Source organism: Pantoea folii (genome assembly GCF_056678875.1).
In genome coordinates, this window is the sequence record NZ_JBWXON010000007.1 from 149445 (window position 1) to 167292 (window position 17848).

The 17848-nt window shown below is 55.7% G+C and carries 17 protein-coding genes; 9 read left to right on the forward strand and 8 right to left on the reverse strand.

Annotated elements, in window-relative coordinates:
- Both ghrB and AC1MDE_RS10690 read left to right on the forward strand, forming a co-directional pair.
- A complete protein-coding gene (gene ghrB, locus AC1MDE_RS10685) occupies positions 1–975 on the forward strand; it encodes a glyoxylate/hydroxypyruvate reductase GhrB (protein ID WP_058961168.1) in 975 nt (324 codons plus the stop codon).
- An 82-nt stretch (positions 976–1057) separates the two neighbouring features.
- Positions 1058–2299: a valine--pyruvate transaminase gene (locus AC1MDE_RS10690; RefSeq protein ID WP_480344551.1), complete on the forward strand. Its 1242-nt coding sequence runs from the start codon at positions 1058–1060 to the stop codon at positions 2297–2299.
- Between the two features lie 408 nt (positions 2300–2707).
- Here AC1MDE_RS10690 and AC1MDE_RS10695 read toward each other — a convergent pair whose 3' ends face one another.
- Positions 2708–4159: an aminotransferase-like domain-containing protein gene (locus AC1MDE_RS10695; protein ID WP_480344552.1), complete on the reverse strand. Its 1452-nt coding sequence runs from the start codon at positions 4157–4159 to the stop codon at positions 2708–2710.
- A 182-nt stretch (positions 4160–4341) separates the two neighbouring features.
- Here AC1MDE_RS10695 and AC1MDE_RS10700 point away from each other — a divergent pair, with 182 nt between their 5' ends.
- Genes AC1MDE_RS10700 through AC1MDE_RS10725 form a run of 6 tightly spaced genes read left to right on the forward strand, consistent with a single transcriptional unit; the run spans position 4342 to position 10064 of the window.
- Complete coding sequence (locus tag AC1MDE_RS10700) at positions 4342–5808, forward strand: hypothetical protein (RefSeq protein WP_211728891.1); 1467 nt, start codon at positions 4342–4344, stop codon at positions 5806–5808.
- A gap of 17 nt (positions 5809–5825) precedes the next feature.
- Positions 5826–7103: an ATP-grasp domain-containing protein gene (locus tag AC1MDE_RS10705; RefSeq protein ID WP_480344553.1), complete on the forward strand. Its 1278-nt coding sequence runs from the start codon at positions 5826–5828 to the stop codon at positions 7101–7103.
- Positions 7091–7801, forward strand: coding sequence for a class II glutamine amidotransferase (locus AC1MDE_RS10710; protein WP_479397887.1), 711 nt, complete (start codon positions 7091–7093; stop codon positions 7799–7801). Before AC1MDE_RS10705 ends, AC1MDE_RS10710 begins: the two co-directional genes overlap by 13 nt.
- Positions 7802–7806: 5 nt before the next feature.
- Positions 7807–8607, forward strand: a complete 801-nt coding sequence (locus AC1MDE_RS10715; RefSeq protein ID WP_097118435.1) for a 2OG-Fe(II)-dependent halogenase WelO5 family protein — start codon at positions 7807–7809, stop codon at positions 8605–8607.
- A gap of 27 nt (positions 8608–8634) precedes the next feature.
- The gene (locus AC1MDE_RS10720) at positions 8635–9135 is read left to right on the forward strand and encodes a YbaK/EbsC family protein (RefSeq protein ID WP_034829989.1); all 501 of its coding nucleotides are present in this window, start codon (positions 8635–8637) and stop codon (positions 9133–9135) included.
- 23 nt (positions 9136–9158) lie between these two features.
- Positions 9159–10064, forward strand: a complete 906-nt coding sequence (locus AC1MDE_RS10725) for an EamA family transporter (RefSeq protein WP_480344554.1) — start codon at positions 9159–9161, stop codon at positions 10062–10064.
- Between the two features lie 56 nt (positions 10065–10120).
- Here AC1MDE_RS10725 and ibpA read toward each other — a convergent pair whose 3' ends face one another.
- Positions 10121–10537 carry a small heat shock chaperone IbpA gene (ibpA, locus tag AC1MDE_RS10730; protein WP_034830093.1) on the reverse strand — a complete coding sequence of 139 codons (417 nt, stop codon included), beginning with the start codon at positions 10535–10537 and terminating at the stop codon, positions 10121–10123.
- A gap of 278 nt (positions 10538–10815) precedes the next feature.
- On the opposite strand from ibpA, the gene AC1MDE_RS10735 reads away from it, so the two are divergent.
- Positions 10816–11163: a YceK/YidQ family lipoprotein gene (locus tag AC1MDE_RS10735; protein ID WP_034829992.1), complete on the forward strand. Its 348-nt coding sequence runs from the start codon at positions 10816–10818 to the stop codon at positions 11161–11163.
- Here AC1MDE_RS10735 and AC1MDE_RS10740 read toward each other — a convergent pair.
- From AC1MDE_RS10740 to AC1MDE_RS10765, 6 genes are all read right to left on the reverse strand, one after another.
- Positions 11141–12403, reverse strand: a complete 1263-nt coding sequence (locus tag AC1MDE_RS10740; protein WP_058961710.1) for a YidR family protein — start codon at positions 12401–12403, stop codon at positions 11141–11143. The two genes, AC1MDE_RS10735 and AC1MDE_RS10740, sit on opposite strands and share 23 nt — an antisense overlap.
- A 272-nt stretch (positions 12404–12675) precedes the next feature.
- Complete coding sequence (locus AC1MDE_RS10745) at positions 12676–13968, reverse strand: MFS transporter (RefSeq protein ID WP_058961709.1); 1293 nt, start codon at positions 13966–13968, stop codon at positions 12676–12678.
- A 296-nt stretch (positions 13969–14264) separates the two neighbouring features.
- Complete coding sequence (dgoD, locus tag AC1MDE_RS10750; RefSeq protein ID WP_034829995.1) at positions 14265–15413, reverse strand: galactonate dehydratase; 1149 nt, start codon at positions 15411–15413, stop codon at positions 14265–14267.
- On the reverse strand, positions 15410–16027 hold the full coding sequence (locus tag AC1MDE_RS10755) for a 2-dehydro-3-deoxy-6-phosphogalactonate aldolase (RefSeq protein WP_034829997.1): 618 nt from the start codon (positions 16025–16027) through the stop codon (positions 15410–15412). Before AC1MDE_RS10755 ends, dgoD begins: the two co-directional genes overlap by 4 nt.
- The gene (locus AC1MDE_RS10760) at positions 16011–16886 is read right to left on the reverse strand and encodes a 2-dehydro-3-deoxygalactonokinase (RefSeq protein ID WP_058961708.1); all 876 of its coding nucleotides are present in this window, start codon (positions 16884–16886) and stop codon (positions 16011–16013) included. The genes AC1MDE_RS10755 and AC1MDE_RS10760 overlap by 17 nt, the downstream gene beginning before the upstream one ends.
- Positions 16883–17581: a FadR/GntR family transcriptional regulator gene (locus AC1MDE_RS10765; protein WP_480344555.1), complete on the reverse strand. Its 699-nt coding sequence runs from the start codon at positions 17579–17581 to the stop codon at positions 16883–16885. Before AC1MDE_RS10765 ends, AC1MDE_RS10760 begins: the two co-directional genes overlap by 4 nt.
- Between the last annotated feature and the right edge of the window lie 267 nt (positions 17582–17848).

Below are 17848 nucleotides of genomic sequence, written 5' to 3' on the forward strand. Positions count from 1 at the left end.
ATGAAACCTGCTGTGATTCTTTATAAGAGCCTGCCAGACGATCTGCGCGCTAAACTGGATGCCCATTTTACCGTCACCGAAGTGCATGACGTCTCCCCCGAAACCGTGCAACAGCATGCCGCACAGTTTGCGGAAGCACAGGGTTTGCTGGGTTCTGGTGGTAAGGTAAATGGCGATCTGCTGGCGAAGATGCCCGCACTGCGCGCTTGTTCTACCGTGTCTGTGGGTTACGACAACTTTGATGTCGAAGCCTTAAATCAGCGCAATGTACTGCTGATGCACACGCCAACCGTTTTGACCGAAACCGTGGCCGATACCATGATGGCGCTGGTGCTGAGCACCGCCCGTCGCGTCACCGAGTTGGATCAATGGGTTAAGGCCGGTGAATGGAAGAAAAGCATCGGACCAGAACATTTCGGCATCGACGTGCATCACAAAACCCTGGGGATTCTTGGCATGGGCCGTATCGGCCTGGCGCTGGCGCAGCGTGCGCACTTCGGCTTTGGCATGAATATTCTCTATAATGCACGCCGTCAGCATGAAGAGGCGGAAACCCGCTTCGGTGCGCGTGCTTGTGACCTTGAAACGCTGCTGAAAGAGAGTGATTTTGTCTGTATCAGCCTGCCATTGACTGAGCAGACACATCATATGATTGGCGCTGCACAGCTCAAGATGATGAAACCCAGCGCGATCCTGATTAACGCAGGTCGTGGCCCGGTGGTCGATGAGCAGGCGCTGACCGCGGCATTGAAGGACGGCACGATTCACGCAGCCGGTCTGGATGTGTTTGAAGTGGAGCCGGTGCCCGCTGATGCGGAGATCCTCAAGCTGCCAAACGTGGTAGCGCTGCCGCACATCGGTTCAGCCACCCATGAAACGCGTTACGGCATGGCACGTGATGCGGTGGACAATCTGATTGCTGCGCTAAGCGGCAAAGTCGAGAAAAACTGCGTTAACCCGCAAATCCAGGCCTAAGCTTGCTGCTTTAGCCATTGCGCCTGCCCGTGGCGGGCGCTATGGTGGTTGCCCATTCCCGATTACAATGTTTTAACTTCCTATGTCCTTTTCTCAGTTCGGCGACAAATTTACTCAACATTCCGGCATCTCACGTCTGATGGAAGACATGGGTGAAGGCCTGCGCACGCCCGGCACCATTATGCTTGGCGGCGGCAACCCGGCGCAGATCCCGGCCATTAATGACTACTTCAACCAGCTGCTGCTGCAGATGCATCAGGACGGCAAACTGAGCGAAGCGCTGTGCAATTACGACGGTCCGCGTGGCAAAACGCTGCTGCTGGATGCGCTGGCGAACATGCTGCGCGACGAGCTGGGCTGGCCGATTACCGCGCAAAATATTGCGCTGACCAACGGCAGCCAGAGCGCGTTCTTCTATCTGTTTAACCTGTTCGCGGGTCGTCGCGCCGACGGCAGTAAAAAACGCGTGCTGTTCCCGCTGGCACCGGAGTATCTCGGTTACGCCGATGCCGGGCTGGAAGAAGATCTGTTTGTTTCCGCCAGGCCGAACATTGAGCTGCTGCCAGAGGGGCAGTTCAAATATCACGTCGATTTCGACCATCTGCCGCTGAATGAGGACGTGGGCCTGATTTGTGTGTCGCGCCCGACCAACCCGACCGGCAACGTGATCACCGATGACGAGCTGATGCAGCTGGATGCGCTGGCACAGCAGCATGGCGTGCCTCTCTTGATCGATAACGCCTACGGTGTGCCCTTCCCCGGCATTATCTTCAGCGAAGCCCGTCCGTTGTGGAACCCGAATACCATTTTGTGCATGAGCCTGTCGAAACTCGGCCTGCCGGGTGCACGTTGCGGCATTATCGTCGCCGATGAGAGCACGATTAGCGCGATTGGTAACATGAATGGGATTATCAGCTTAGCGCCAGGCAGTATCGGCCCGGCGATTGCCACTGAGATGATCGTGCGTGGCGATTTGCTGCGTCTGTCGGAAGAGGTGATCAAGCCGTTCTATCAGGACAAGGTGAGCGAGACGATTGCCATTCTGCGCCGCTATCTGCCGGAAGATCGCTGCCTGATCCACAAACCCGAAGGGGCAATTTTCCTCTGGCTGTGGTTCCGCGATCTGCCGATCAGCACCGAAGCCTTGTATCAGCGCCTGAAAGCGCGCGGCGTGCTGATGGTGCCGGGCCACTTCTTCTTCCCTGGTCTGGAACAGGAATGGCCGCATACACATCAATGTATGCGCATGAACTATGTACCGGATGCGGAGAAGATTGAACGCGCGGTGCAGATTCTGGCGGAAGAGCTGGAGAAGATTGGCTAAACCAATCTTTTAAAACGCCTCTCGAAATTAATCGGGAGGCGTTGATGCATTATTTATTATTGTACCAGTCGTAAAATCGGAACAGGATTGAATAAAAAGCATAGGCTCCGATCAGCATAAATAACCATGCTACTACGCCAACCCATCCAGGATTATTCACCGGGACATAGGGTAAGGATTCATGCGATAGGGTAAAGAAAGTCCAAATCCACAATGCGAAAATAATGAATCCACGTGTAGGGATATCCTTTCCAAAAATTTTCATTACTTATCCTTGTCATCTATTTCATATATTTAATGATAAACCAAGCCAGACAAGAATAAATTAGTGATTCCATTAACTGGTAGTGAATAATAAACACAGCAGCCGATGTTTATTTAAATTTGTGAACTACTTCCAAATAATCTCTATTTATCCGCCACCAGCGATAGCTGGCACCATTGCGCCAGCTGCTTGATCGCCTCCTCCACTTCCGCATTCCAGCCAAAACCGGCGTTCAGTCGGAAACAGTGATCGTAACGGTGATCGGTGGCGAAGATATGTCCCGGCGCGATACCGATGCCCGCGTTACGCGCTTTAAGAAACAGCGCGCGCACGTTTAACGACTGAATGGGCATTTCCACCCACAACACATAGCCGCCTTCAGGATCCGATACACGCGTGCCCGCAGGGAAATAACGCAACACCGCCTGGCGCATATGGTGGATTTGATTCTTCAACTCACGACGCAATTTGCGCAGATGCGCATCGTAGCCGCCGCTGCGCAGCAGTTCAGCAATCGCTGCCTGTGACAACACCGAGGTGCCCATGCTGGTGGTGTATTTCAGCGAGGCGATTTTGCGCATGTAATTACTGCTGTGCACCCAGCCAATGCGGATACCGGGCGCCACCGTTTTCGAGAAGCCGCTGCAAAGAATGGCATTCGGGCTAAAGGCGCGCATCGGGAACGGACGGCGATTGCCAAACGCCGTATCACCGAAAATATCATCCTCAATAATCACCACATCATTCTCATCGGCCTGACGCGCAATATAGGCTTTCTGCTCGTTGGGAATGCTTTTCCCCAGCGGATTATTGATGTTGTTGATGGTGAGATAGGCCTGCACCGCTTTACGCTGAAACAGCGCGGTAAGTTTGCTGACGTTAACATAACCTTCCGGCCCGGCTTCCACTTCAATCACGCGCAGATTGAGATTATGCAGCATCTGCAACAGCACGAAGTAGCACGGCGATTCCACTGCCACGATATCGCCGGGGCGGGTGGTGGCGCGCAAAGCCAGTGAGATAGCTTCGATGCAGCCGTTGGTGATCAGGATGTCATCGGCGCTGATATTGCAGCCATAATCCACCGCGCGGCGTGCAATCTCGGCTTTGAGCGGCGCATAGCCGGTGCCCTTCACCGTGTTGCCGAGCAGTGCCGGTTTGCTGTAGCCCATCTGGCGCATCAGCAATCCAATTTTCTTGACCGGATAGAGCGAGATATCGCCATTGGCCAGATCCAGCCGCACACGACAATCGGAGCCCAGCATGGCCAGATGCAGCTCGGTTTGCTCGTCCAGCGGCGCGACTTCACGCGGCTGTTCGCTGTGAATGGCAGCGGGTAACACCCTGGGAACCTGACGAGGCGCCACAAAAAAGCCGGACTTAGGACGCGCCACCGCGTAGTGCTCATCCTCCAGCGTACGTAATGTTTTCAGCGCGGTGGTCATGCTGACACTGTACTGAGTCGCCAGCGTGCGCACCGACGGTAAACGGCTATCAGGCGGCAGTGATCCGCTGTGAATCGCCTGTTTTATCTGCTCTGCAATCTGACGGTAACGACTACTCTGACTCTCCTGTTCACCCGTTCCATCCGCCATCTGTTCCACCCTATATCGTGCTGATCTGTGCGTATCCATCAGATTACATTCAAAGTACTTTAGGCTGCATCTGTTAATTCAGCCTCAGACATTCATTCCGTTGCAACTTCGTGGCCCCTTTTCCTGCCCGTTGCCGCCAGCACGGTAACGGCGATTTTATTAGCCAAAGGATGAAGTGAAAAATGAATAATCTGTCCACCATGATGAGAGAAATTGAAGGTTATCTCACACCCGCGATTATCGATTCTGCTCAACGCTGTTCTCAACGCTTACTTGCCGCCCTGCCCGATAGCGACAATCCCGCTAACAATCGCGTGCTACTCGCCTATGGCGGCGGGAAAGACAGCAGCTACATGGTGGCGTATGTGCGCTACATTCAGGGGCTGATTTGGCAGCAGCAGGGCAGCACCTTCCAGCTGCGCATCAGCACCAATCGTCATGCGGCGATGAACGACAGCGTGATGGAAAATATCGACCGCGTATATCGTGCACTGCACATTCCGGGTGATGACTTTACCGAATGCCTGGTGACTGATGGCTTGCAAATCCGCCACTTTGAACGTCATCTGCCGATGCCCGACAGCGTGCGCCAGCAGAATCGCAACGATGTGCTGATGAATGGCCATCGCTTTCGTGCCGATGCGCGCTCCACTTTCTGTAACGCCTGCAACCTCAGCATGGTGAACTCGTTTGGCCTTGCCGCGCACTACGAGGGCGGCGTGGATGTGATCATCACCGGTGATTCGCCGCAGGAGCAGACCGCTTACCTCGCCTGGGCTCGTCATCTTTCACGCCTGTTTGATGCGCCCGTTGCCGACAAATCACGCGGCTTTAGCGGCTTCCTGCAAACCCTGGATGGCGTGGCAGAACGCTATTTCGCCGACATTTACGGCGCCGAGCAGGTTACCCCGGCCCATCGCATCACCTGGCAGCTGGCACGCGATCCGCTGTTCTTCAACATCTATCAGGACACCGCCTATGAAGCGGGTGCGCACTGGTCGCTACTCACCGAGTTCATGCACTTCCGCTTTGATGAGCTGATGTTCAGCTTCTCTGAATCGGACTGCGGCAACCCGACGTTAATGGCACATATTCGCGGTCTGCGAGCGGAGACGCTGATGCAGCGTAGCTACGCCGAAGGCATTCGCGAATATGTGCGCTTTGCGCTCGGCCTGATGGAGAAGAAAGATTTCCCGCCGCAACTGATTGCGGAAATGGCGGCGCGTTATCAGGACGATGCGGCGATTGAACGCGCTCGCCAGCGTGCAGCGCAGTTTGCCGAACAGGCGTTTGGCCTCAACGAAACCCAGCTGGTGTGCATGATCTATTCGCCGTTTATCGCGCAAGGCCAACAGCTCAATGTCTGGCTACAACAGCTCGATCAGGCGCCTGATGAACAGGCGGTGCGGGCACTGCTATGCGGCGATAGCGATGATTTGCTGCTGGCACAGCAGCTGGAGCAGCTCTCCGGCCTGACGATTGCACAGATGCGCCAGTGCTGGCGCAGTGCACAGGTCAATACGCTGCTGGATGGCACGCGCGGCGATGCGCTCTCACGCGTGCTGCGTTTCGATCCCCACAAAGCAGTGATTCAGGTCAACAACGGTGCCTTGCAAGACATCGTCACTGAAGTGATCTCCGGGCGTTAACCCGGTAAGGCGACGCGATGAGAAAGATTTTCCTGCAGATTGGCGCCACGCGTGACGGGCAAAATCCGTACTGCGCAGTGGCAAAACGCGAAGGCTATTTTACCGTGCTGGCGGAGATGGGCGACTTTGTCGACTATCAAAGCTTGAGCATTCAGCTGCCGTTCGATCTGATTGTGCGTCTCGATCGCCCGGAAAATCCGTGGGATGTGTTACAGGCCTGTCTGCGCGCGGGCTTACTGGAACATCCTCAGGTAGTGCTGGCAGGCTTTGAAGCCTACAACGCCAGCGCCGGTCGCGTACGCGAACTGCTGGCCGGGCCGGATGCCGGACCTTGCTTTATTCCGCCGGATAAGTACGCACAGCGCATGGCCTTGCGTAAAGCCTGGCCACGCTTTCCACAGCCGGAGTTTCGCTTCTTTGCCTCACCGCTGAGCATTCGTGACGCGCGTGATGCACTGCTGTATCCCTGCGTGATCAAACCGGTGGATGGCGGCGGCGGATTAGGGATCTGGCTGGTGGAAGAGGCCAGCCAGCTCGATGCGGTGATCGGCAAGCTGGTGGAGACCATGAACTACGGCGGGCGCGGCTTTAGCGGCTTTATTGTCGAAAGCTGGCTGCCGGGCGACGAGTATTCACTACAAGGTGTGGTGGATAACGGACACGCGGTGGCGCTGACCTGCTGTCAAAAGGTGATCGAGCACCACATCGATGCAGAAGGCTGTATCAGCTTTTACGAATCCGGCCATGTGGCGATGGCTGCACAACAGCTGCCTGCGGCCTTTGCCAGTTTGATGAGCTTTTGCTGTGAGACCTTTGGCTATCGCCAGGGCGCCTTCCACATCGATTTTATTATGGTGAACGGTGAACCGCACTTCCTCGAAATGGGCTTCCGCTTATCGGGCATGGGCGTGGTGAATCTGGTCGAAGAAGTTACCGGCATTAACTGGGCGGAGGTGGCGTTTCAGATTGAAGCCGGGCGGGGTTTGCCAGTGCTGCGCTTCCCGGATCAACCCCAGGCCATTGGTCGCCTGCGCCTGCGTCAGCGCCTGCAATATGACGCAGCGGAACGCTGGATTGCCCAATATCAGCGCGGTCAGTTATTGCCACCGCTCAATCTGCCCGTGTTGGCCGTTTCGCCGCGATCTTCGCTCTACGCTGATCTCACCCGCCATGCCGGGATTCTCGCCACCTTCCGTCTCGCAGCAGAAAGCCGGGACGATGTGCTGGCTGTGTTTCAGCAGATTCTCGACGTTCCGTCTTTAGCCACCCGGAGAGATCTTCTATGTGCAGAATGATTCTGGCATACGGCCAGTTTGATGCGGCAGCGGTACTGGAGGCCGCACGCGCCATGAGCTGTGGCGAAACCGCCACGCATGACGGCCCGATCAAACAGCACCCGAATGGCTGGGGCTGTTTGTGGCTGGATCAGGGAAAGATTCGCACCCTGCATGGCACTGGCACCTTTGCTGATGCGCTGCCTGGTATTGATGTTGATGCATTGCGTCATAGTCGTTTTCTGGCGGTACATGTCCGCCACGCCACGCTGAGCAAAAATCACGGCATCGAGTTTTCCCATCCGCTGTGGCGCACCAGCGGCGCGACGCAGTGGTACATGATGCACAACGGCTTTTTACCCACGGTCTATGCGCAACTGGGCATGGCGGAATCGCGCTTTGACTCCGCCGAATACCTTGAATATATCGTCGATCAGGTGACGCCTGCCGATTTTACCCGTGACTACCTGCGCAGCAAGATGGCGCGCGTGGCACCGGGTGGCAGTGCGGCTAATGCGATTTTTGTCACCCGGGATAAAGCCTGGGCGTGGCAGTGGCATCCCGATGACACCCCTTATCCTGACTATTTCACGTTGCATCATTATCAAAATAACAGCACCACTTTTATCTCTTCTGAACCTATTGCTGCACTGGGCACGGCGTCTGACTGGCGTCGCATGAACAACCATGAACTTCATGAATTTCCACTTGGGGAGTGATCAGCATGGCCATTTTCAATCAGATACGCGTTATCCATCCAAAAATGTTCGTCGAAAGCACCTGGCTGGATGACATCGTGACCGCGCGCGTGCCGCTGTTGGTGCTGCGCAATTTCCTGACGCCTGAAGTGCGCGAAGCGGTAGTGGACGATCTGCAACAGTGCCGCGATCAGGTGCGCGTCTCGCGCTATCCAAATGGCGCACTGACCACGCTCGGCCCCTATCTGGCTAAACACACTCGCGCACCCGAAAATTACTTCACCGAGTTGCGCGACATCCAGCCTGCACTGCCAGCATCACTGCACTGCCTGCGCGATCAGGTTTACAACTGGGTTAAGCACTCATTGCGTCTGGAGAGTCTGCACACTGCCCGCGAGCCGGAGTTGGGCGATTACGCGGGTTCGATTGTGCGCTTTCATGCCAATGGCGTCGCCAATCCACTGCATAACGACAACATCGTACGCGATGCCGCGGGCAGTGGTTTGGCCGTCACCCACATCCTGCATCAACTGAGCTGTGTGGTCTGTTTGCAGGAGTGTCACGCGGGCGGGGAACTGCGGATATTCAACAAGAAGTGGCATCCGGTGGATGAGCGCTTCAAAACGCCGGGTGAACTCGGCTATCAGACTGGCGTGATTGAGCAAAGCGAGGCGTGTGAGTTCTCCCCACGCAGCGGCGACATCTATCTGTTTAATCCTGCGTTTTATCACGAGATTGATCGCGTGGAAGGCGACACGCGCATCACCATGGGCTTTTTCTTTGGCCTGACCGACAAAAAAATGAAGCACGCCATTGCCTGGAGTTAATACCGGGCCTTCGACGAGGAGATGAAGATGAATACCTATGAAAAAATCACCACCCTGCTGGATCAACACCACGCGGACTATCGCGTGGTGGAGCATGAGGCCATCGGTCAGACCGATGTGATCAGCGGCATTCGCGGCAACGATCTCAATCAGGCGGCCAAAGCGATGGTGCTGGAAGTGACGATGCCTGACGGTGCCGATGCGCGTTACCTGCTGGCGATAGTGCCGGGCGACTGCAAGATCAACTTCAAAAGTGCCGCACGCGCCATTGGTGGCAAGAAGTCGAGCTTTGCCGCGCCAGAGAAAGCACAGGAACTGACGCAGTGTGTGATGGGCGCGGTGCCGCCCTTTAGTTTTGATGACCGACTGGCGCTGCGCGTCGATGCGCGCCTGCGTGATGTCGGCACGCTGTGGTTTAACGCCGGCGCGCTGGAGCGTTCCATGGCGCTGAATGTGGATGATTTTTTTCGTGTTATCGGCGATGACTGTTGTGCAGACATTGCCACTCCGATGACGGCGACTGCCTGAAACGGCCGTAGTAAGGAACGAGTATGTCAGTAAAAGATATGATGTTAGCCCTGTGCGTAGTGGTGGCGTGGGGCGTGAATTTTGTGGTGATCAAACTGGGTCTGCACGATATGCCGCCGTTTCTGCTGGCGGGATTGCGTTTTGCACTGGTGGCGTTCCCGGCGATCTTCTTTGTGAAGCGGCCGCAGATCCCTTTGCGCTGGCTGATCGTGTACGGCATGACTATCAGCTTTGGTCAGTTCGCTTTCCTGTTTCTGGCGATCAAACTCGGCATGCCTGCGGGACTGGCCTCACTGGTGTTACAGGCACAGGCGTTCTTTACGCTGCTGCTGGGGGCTTTATTGCTGGCGGAAAAACTGCGCTGGAACCACATCGCCGGGATTTTGGTGGCGACACTTGGCATGTTTATGCTGGCAACCGCCGGCATGGAAGGCCAAACCACCGCCGGGATTACGCTCACTACCATGATGCTGACGCTAGCGGCGGCGCTGTCATGGGGACTGGGCAATATCACCAACAAGATCATTTTGCGTAATCGTAAGGTGCCGGTGATGTCGCTGGTGGTGTGGAGTGCGCTGGTGCCGGTAGTGCCCTTTTTCGCCTGCTCATGGTGGTTCGATGGCGAGGCAGCGATCGTCACCAGCCTGCTGAATATCTCGTTGCAGACGGTACTGGCGCTGATTTACCTCGCGTTTATTGCCACTATTGTCGGCTACGCGATCTGGGGCAATTTGCTCGGTCGCTATGAGACCTGGCGCGTGGCGCCGCTGTCACTGCTGGTGCCCGTGGTGGGCATTCTTAGCGCTGCGCTGGTACTCGACGAAACCCTGTCAGCGCAGGAAGTTCTCGGTGCGTCAGTGATTATTCTCGGCCTGCTGGTGAACGTGTTCGGCGGGATGGTGAGTCAGCGATTATGGGTGCGCACCTGATTCGCAGAAACAAAAACGCCGCATTTCTGCGGCGTTTTCTTCTCAACACAATATCCTTAATTCAGGATTTCAATGCGGCGCGGTTTCGCCTCTTCAGGAACGATGCGTTCCAGATCGATGCTCAGCAGGCCCAGTTCGAGACGCGCATCGCGCACCACGATGTGATCGGCCAGCTGGAATTTGCGCTCAAAGTTACGTTCAGCGATACCCTGATACAGGTATTTGCGCTCCGGTTGCTCTTCGGGGTGCGCACCGCGAATAATCAGCACATTGTCGTGTGAGGTAATATCTAACTCGCTCTGGGCAAAGCCCGCAACGGCAATGGTGATGCGATAGTGGTTTTCATCCACCAGCTCAACGTTGTACGGAGGATAGCCACCATTGGCCTGGTTCTGATTGGACTCAAGCAGACTAAACAGACGGTCGAAACCAATAGCAGAACGATAAAGCGGAGTGAGATCAAAGTTACGCATAAAAAGACTCCTGAAAATCAGCAAGTTTTGGCAACCTTCCACCATGGACAGGTTGTGCGGCCCGCTGCTGTCCCTGTCGGCAACAGCAACGCGACCGTGAAGTAAAAATGGGTGCGCTTTGATCGCTTTCAAGGGCAATGCGTATTTTTTTTACAGCAATTTTGACGAAATAGCATACACTCAGAAATTCTTCGCCTGCATTGCATGACATCGCCACAGAGCTTTGCTGCAGCAGGAGACACACTCCAGCCAGAAGTGATGGCTGTAGGGATGATGAAATGAAAATGATGAAAAGCTTTCCGCTCACCGGCCTGCTGGTCTGCGGCGTTTTGACTACTTCGGGTTGCTCCAGCGTCATGTCTCACACTGGCGCCAGCCAGGGTTATTATCCCGGCACTCGCGCCAGCGCAGATATGATTGCCGATGACAATACCAGCTGGGCGATAAAGCCGCTGGCGGTGATCGATCTGCCCTTCTCCGCCGTACTGGATACGATTCTGTTGCCGTGGGATTACTTCCGCACTGACAAAGATTCGGCGCATGACCGTGTGCTGCAAAGCGAAAAATTGGCTGGCACTGACGCCAGCCTGGCGACTGCCGCCGCTATGCCATCGACGTCGCACTGACGCAGAACAGCTGGCGCCAGCCCTCAATTTCCCGCATATAAGCGATCTGTTTGCCGTCCGGTGACCACACTACCGCATCACCGGAAGGCGGCTGCTCGCTGCGTTTGGTTAAGCGCGTGCAGTGCCCGGTCGCCACATCACAGCGCATCACGCTGTTATCGCAAATAAAGGCGATCGCCTCGCCTGACGGCTGCCAGCTGAATGCCGACTGAATAGTGCTGCTGAGCCGCGTGATTTGACGCGGTGAACCACCGTTAGGCGACACACGCCACAACTGTACAACGCCCTGCTCATCCGCCATCAGGAAGGCGATGGTGCTGCCGTCCGGTGACGCGCGCAGCCAGTGACGTGGCTGCAATGCTAACCCTTTACTGTGCGTGATGCGGCGCTGCTGCACACCGGCAGGCGGTGCAGGCAGTTTATCCGCCGTGCCCTGTAACGGTGATGCACCGGGTTTGGCGTAATCACTCAGCGCCTCGGGCAAATCCACCACAAACACTTCCGGCACTTTATCGCCGTTGGCAGCACGCGTATCACCGATAAACGCCAGCGCCCAGCGCTGCCAGCTGCCATCTGGTTTTTGATATCCGCGCTCGCCAATCCAGCCCTCTTCATAAGCGCGGTCAATCTGATCGCTGCCCGGCTGGGGATCGCGCGTGGTTTGGCTCACCAGCACGCAGTAATGGCTGCCATCGTATTCACGGGGATGCTGTTTCGGTGGACACACCGGATGCAGCGGTACGGCTACACCGACATTACGCAGATCCTCACGCGCATCTTTTTCATGCATCACATGGTCGTTATAGGTATAGCTGAGGCGCGATCCGTCTGGACTAAATACATGCACATGCGAGCCGCCGCGCAATGCGCCGGGCGTATAAGGTGCGGTAATGTCACAGGCATCGAGATTTTCCGCATTGCCCTGCTGCACAATGACGCCGCGACGATGATGGAAATCGTAATGCCAGTGTGCATCGGGATGCTCCGGGCCATGGATACATACATAGCGCGACGGCAGATCCGGGCTGACGGTCACCACGCCGACATGCGCACCGTCGCGTGCCTGATACAGCACCTCGACCGCACCGCTCGCGACGTTGACGCGTTCGATGGTCAGACTGGTAAAGGACGCGCCCGACGGACGAACATCAAACGCCAGCCACTGGCTGTCTGCGGTCCAGACGTTGATATTGGTGAGCTGATGATGACGCTGTGCAAAGGTGAGTTGTTTTTCTGACATGAGGCAACCTTACATCCAACAGTTGCCGAACAAAGTACGCGATTATGGGGTGAGGTGCAGCAGTCACAGCGCAATAATTTGCGAACAGTTGGCGCAATTCAATACGAATCGATCACGTCAGGAATGAGTGATAGATTGCGCGATAAATCATGAACAGATCGCGCAATGAATGGCTGACAGATTGCGTGATAAATCGTGAACAGACACGCAATGAATGGCGCCGCTACGCATCGCAGGGCGTTGTAGCGGCGCCATTTATCGCGCGTTATCGATCACCCAACCCGCTTCACATCCCCGACCAGCAGGATATAGGAGAGCGCACCAACCAATGCCACGGCGGAGATATACACCAGCGCCGGGGCAAAGCCGTAATCCTGTGCCAGATAGCCCACCACCAGCGGCACCGTGATGCCGCCCAATCCACCGATAAAGTTAAACATTCCACCGGTTAAACCGATCAGGCGAACCGGCGCCAGCGACGACACCAGCGACCAGGTAATAGAGGCGAAGCCGTTGCCGAAGAACGCGATGGCCATCAGCGTCATAATCCACACCGGATCGTTGGTGTAGTTGGCACCCATGATGCAGGTAGAGATCAGCAATCCACAGATAATCGGCGTTTTACGCGCAAAACCAAGTGAACGCCCGCTGCGCACCAGACGATCGGCCACGATGCCAGAAAGAATCACACCAAAGAAGGCAGCGAGGAACGGCACGGTGGTCATAAAGCCTGCTGTCAGCGCAGAGATGTGTTTTTCCTGCGTCAGATAGTTCGGGAACCAGGTCAGGAAGAACCACAGCGTAGATGTCACCGCGAACTGGCCAAGATACACACCACACAGCTTGCGATGGAACACCAGTTTCCAGTCGGCTGCGGTGAGTTTGGTGCGCGTTTTTTTCGCGGCAGGTGCATCACCCTCCACCATCGCGCCACCTTCGCGGATATAGTCCAGCTCCGCCTGGTTGATGCCTTTGCTCTGGCTTGGGGCTTGATAAAACTTGATCCACACCAGCGACCAGATGATGCCGATGCCGCCTGTGATGATGAACACCCAGTGCCAGCTCAGCAGTTCCTGAATCCAGATCAGCAACGGTGTGAGAAAAGCGAGACCGACAAACTGACCGGAGGTATAAAAGCCGACAGCGGAGGCGCGCTCCTGCTCGGGGAACCAGCTGGTGACCAAGCGATTGTTGGTCGGGAACGCGGGTGCTTCGAAAATACCGGTAATCGCACGCAAGCCAATCAGCGATAATAATCCGCTGGCAAAACCCTGGAATAACGTGGCGACCGACCAGCCGAAGATGGCAATAAAATAGGTCAGGCGGGAACCGACGCGATCAAGGAACCAGCCGCCGGGGATCTGGCACAGCGTATATAACCAGGCAAAGGCAGAGAAGACATATCCCATCTCCGCTTTACTGATGCCGAACTCTTCCTGAATATGCGCAGAGGCCACCGCTAAATTAGCGCGGTCGACATAGCAAATCACTACCGTAATAAAGATCATCAGCAGCGTAATATAACGACGCCGGGTGGGTTTGGCCTGAACAGCAGAGAGATCCATGGTGTGTCTCCGTAATCATATTTGTAGTTCAGGCGCGAAGATGCCCGCCGCTACAAATGCAGGGTAAGGATAGTGAAGGTAAAACCGCACAGGCGGTAAATGTCATTTGCCGGGAAAAAGGCTGAGCGAGGCCCTATGCCTTATTTCACCGGCATATCTTTATCTAAAAATTTTATAAATTCTTATACCCTAAATAATTCGACGTGCAGAATGGTGGCATGGGAATACACTCCCAAGAGCTTACTTAAGGTGAGTAAGCACAGCCAACGCATCTGTCGCTTAAATTATGACGAGTATTACCACTCAGCGACCGTTCCGTCTGGGAAACGCCATAATGGATTACGCCAGTCTGGTGCATTCTTACTTCTTTCAATCACCAGCTCTTCGTTAATTTCCACGCCGAGACCCGGTTTATTCAGTGGATAGAAGTGACCATCATCCATTTTGAAATCATCTTTATTGATAACGTAATCCAGCAGTTCAGCACCCTGATTATAGTGAATGCCCATGCTCTGCTCCTGGAACACCGCGTTGCGTGAAACGAAATCGACATGCAGGCAGGCAGCCAGCGCGATTGGGCCGAGCGGACAGTGTGGTGCCAGCGCTACATCGTAAGACTCTGCCATCGCGGCAATTTTGTAGCACTCGGTGATACCGCCCGCATGCGACAGATCCGGTTGCAGAATCGCCAGGCCACCCGCTTCCAGCACGCGTTTGAACTCGAAGCGCGAGAACATACGTTCGCCTGCCGCAATCGGAATATGAGTTTGCGCCGCCAGACGCGGATAGTATTCTGCCTGCTCCGCCAGCACCGGCTCTTCAATGAACAGCGGACGATACGGCTCCAGCTCTTTGATCAGCACTTTCGCCATTGGCGCACTGACGCGGCCGTGGAAATCGAGGCCGAACTCAATCTCTTTGCCAAAGGCTTCACGAATCTGTGCCACGGTATTCACCGCTGCATCCACTTTGCGCGAGTTGTCGATAATGCCCATCTCTTCGCATCCATTCAGCTTGAAGGTGTCGAAGCCAATCTTGCGCAGTTTCTTGATGCCGTCGACCACTTCTTCCGGACGATCGCCCCCCACCCAGCTGTAAGCCTTGATGCTGTCACGCACCAGACCACCAAGCAGCTGATACACCGGCACGCCCAGCGCTTTGCCTTTGATATCCCACAATGCCTGATCGATACCGGCGATGGCGCTCATCAAAATCGGACCACCGCGATAGAATCCACCGCGATACATCACCTGCCACAAATCGTTGATGCGTGCCGGGTCCTGACCAATCAGATATTCCGACAGCTCATGCACAGCCGCTTCGACGCTGCGCGCGCGCCCTTCAATCACCGGTTCGCCCCAGCCAACGATGCCTTCGTCGGTTTCGATTTTCAGGAACATCCAGCGCGGCGGCAGGCGATAAGTGGTCAGTTTGGTAATTTTCATCGTACAGCATCCTTATAAGCAGCAATAAATGCGCGAGCTTTCTCCACAGTGCGCGACAGCGGCTGGCCAGCGCGATAGAGATCGCTGCCCAAACCTGCGCCAATGCAGCCTGCGGCCATAAATTCATGCAGGTTTTCCGGCGTCACGCCGCCCACCGCAAACACCGGCACTTCCGGCGGCAGCACCGCTTTCAAGGCCTTGATGTAGCCCGGACCAAACGCCGACGATGGGAAGATTTTCAGCGCCTGGGCGCCCGCTTGCAGTGCGGTGAAGGCTTCGGTGGCGGTGGCGCAACCCGCTGCAACAATCATCCCTTTCGCCACGGCCTGACGGATGACTGCCGCATCGGTATTCGGCGTCACCACCAGCTTGCTGTTAAGCGTGGCCAGTTCATCGACCTGCGCCGGATGCAACACGGTGCCCGCACCGATCAGCGCTTTATCGCCGAAAGTCTGCACCATCGCGCCGATGCTTTTGGCCCATTCCGGGGAATTCAGCGGGATCTCAATGGCATCGAAACCCGCTTCGATTAGGGCACCCACGTGCGCTTCAGCCTCGTCTGGCGTGATGCCACGCAGGATGGCGATCAATGGCAATTTAGTGTGCCAGGTCATCTGCAATACTCCTTATTCCATGCTGGAACGCGCGGTCGCCTTCCAGGGTGACTGAATCCATGCCGATAAATTGCAGCGCCTGCTGATAACGCTGCGCCAGCGCATTTCCAGCAATAATGATGATCGGTTGGCGGCGATCCGCGTGTTCCGTCATCAGCGCCACTTCATGACCAATCAGCAGGCCGGATAGGAAATCGCTGATATGGCGGCGATCGCGTGCGCCCAATACATGAGAAGCACGCACTTCGAACAGCCTGGAAAGGATCGATGCGTCGTGGCTGCCGACCGCTAAGCCCTCACGGAAAGCGGCGGCATTCTCTTCCTGTTCGGGTAAACCCGCACCGATTAGCGACTGTTTCAGCAGCAGATGATGCAGTTCACCCGTCATCACCGTGCGAAAGTCCTGTACACGCTGCTGCTCCACCTGCACCCATTTGGCATGCGTGCCAGGCATCACATACTGCATAGCGGGTTGCAGCGCGAAGGCACCTAGCAACTGTGTCTCTTCACCGCGCATCACGTTGTAGTTGTCAGCACGTTCGACGCTCAATCCCGGCACGATCCACGCTTTATCTTCAACGCGGGTCAGGCGGCTGCTGAGTTGATCCAACGCCACAGGACAGGCCAGATAAGGCACCGTAAGCCAGCCTGCATTGCTACCGACCATGCCCGCCATCACCACCGGCACATCATTCACTGGCCAACCGTCTGTCACACTGGCAAAGACCTCTGCAGGCGTGCGTCCGCCAAGACGCGTGACGCCCGCTTCTGACCGGCGCTCATCAACGCAGTTACCCTGCTGATAATGCCAGGCACGCAGATTGGTTGAACCCCAATCAATCGCGATATAGCTGGTCACATAATCTCCTTGAGTCGGGCGGTGGAGCTGGCGATCATCGCTTTTGCCGCCTGCTCCGCCGCATCACCATCCTGATGTCGGATGGCATCAAACAGCGCCTTGTGTTCGGCTAAGGTGCGCGGCATGTTGCCGGAATCCGCCATGTAGGTTTTCGCAAACACCGCTTTCTGTAACTGGCTGATCGCCACATTAAGCTGCTGCAATACCGGATTGTGCACCGAAGCCAGCACCGCTTCGTGGTAGCGGATATCCGCCTCATTGAATGCTTCCCGATCGAGATGATGGGCAACCATGTCGTTATAAGCCTGCTCAATCGCCGCCAAATCGTTGGAGTTCGCGCGTTCCGCCGACCAGCGCGCAATCTGCGGCTCCACCAGCACGCGCACTTCACTCATGGCGGCAATCAGCCTGGGATCCTGGTCGTGCGCCAGTGCCCATTGCAGGACATCGCTGTCGAGGTAATTCCACTGATTGCGCGGGGTGACAAAGGCGCCACGGTAACGCTTCATCTCCATCAACCGCTTCGCCATCAGCGAGCGAAATACTTCGCGGATGATGTTTCGCGAGGTGCCAAACCGTTCACACAACTCGGCTTCGGCTGGCAACGCGGCGCCCGGCACATACTTCCCTGCTACAATTTCTTCACCCAGCGTCAGGATGATGCGCTCGGTTTTGCTTAATTGTTCTTGCGTCATGATGTTCCATTCAGTGAAAGACGGTAGCCCATCAGATTACTGCTTTCGACGCGTGAAAACTAACAGACACCTCACGTCATGACGCAGATTGTAGTACCAACTAGGAAAGTTGTACTACAATATGGATCACATAACAGACAATTTATCGACGCATAAATGTGCACCCGATTAAATCGAGCTGAGTGTGAGTTGGGGCATCATTTATGACGGATCAGTGTGCCCCAGGCAGAAACTTAGAAGCTCGCTCGTTGGGTGATCATTCATGGT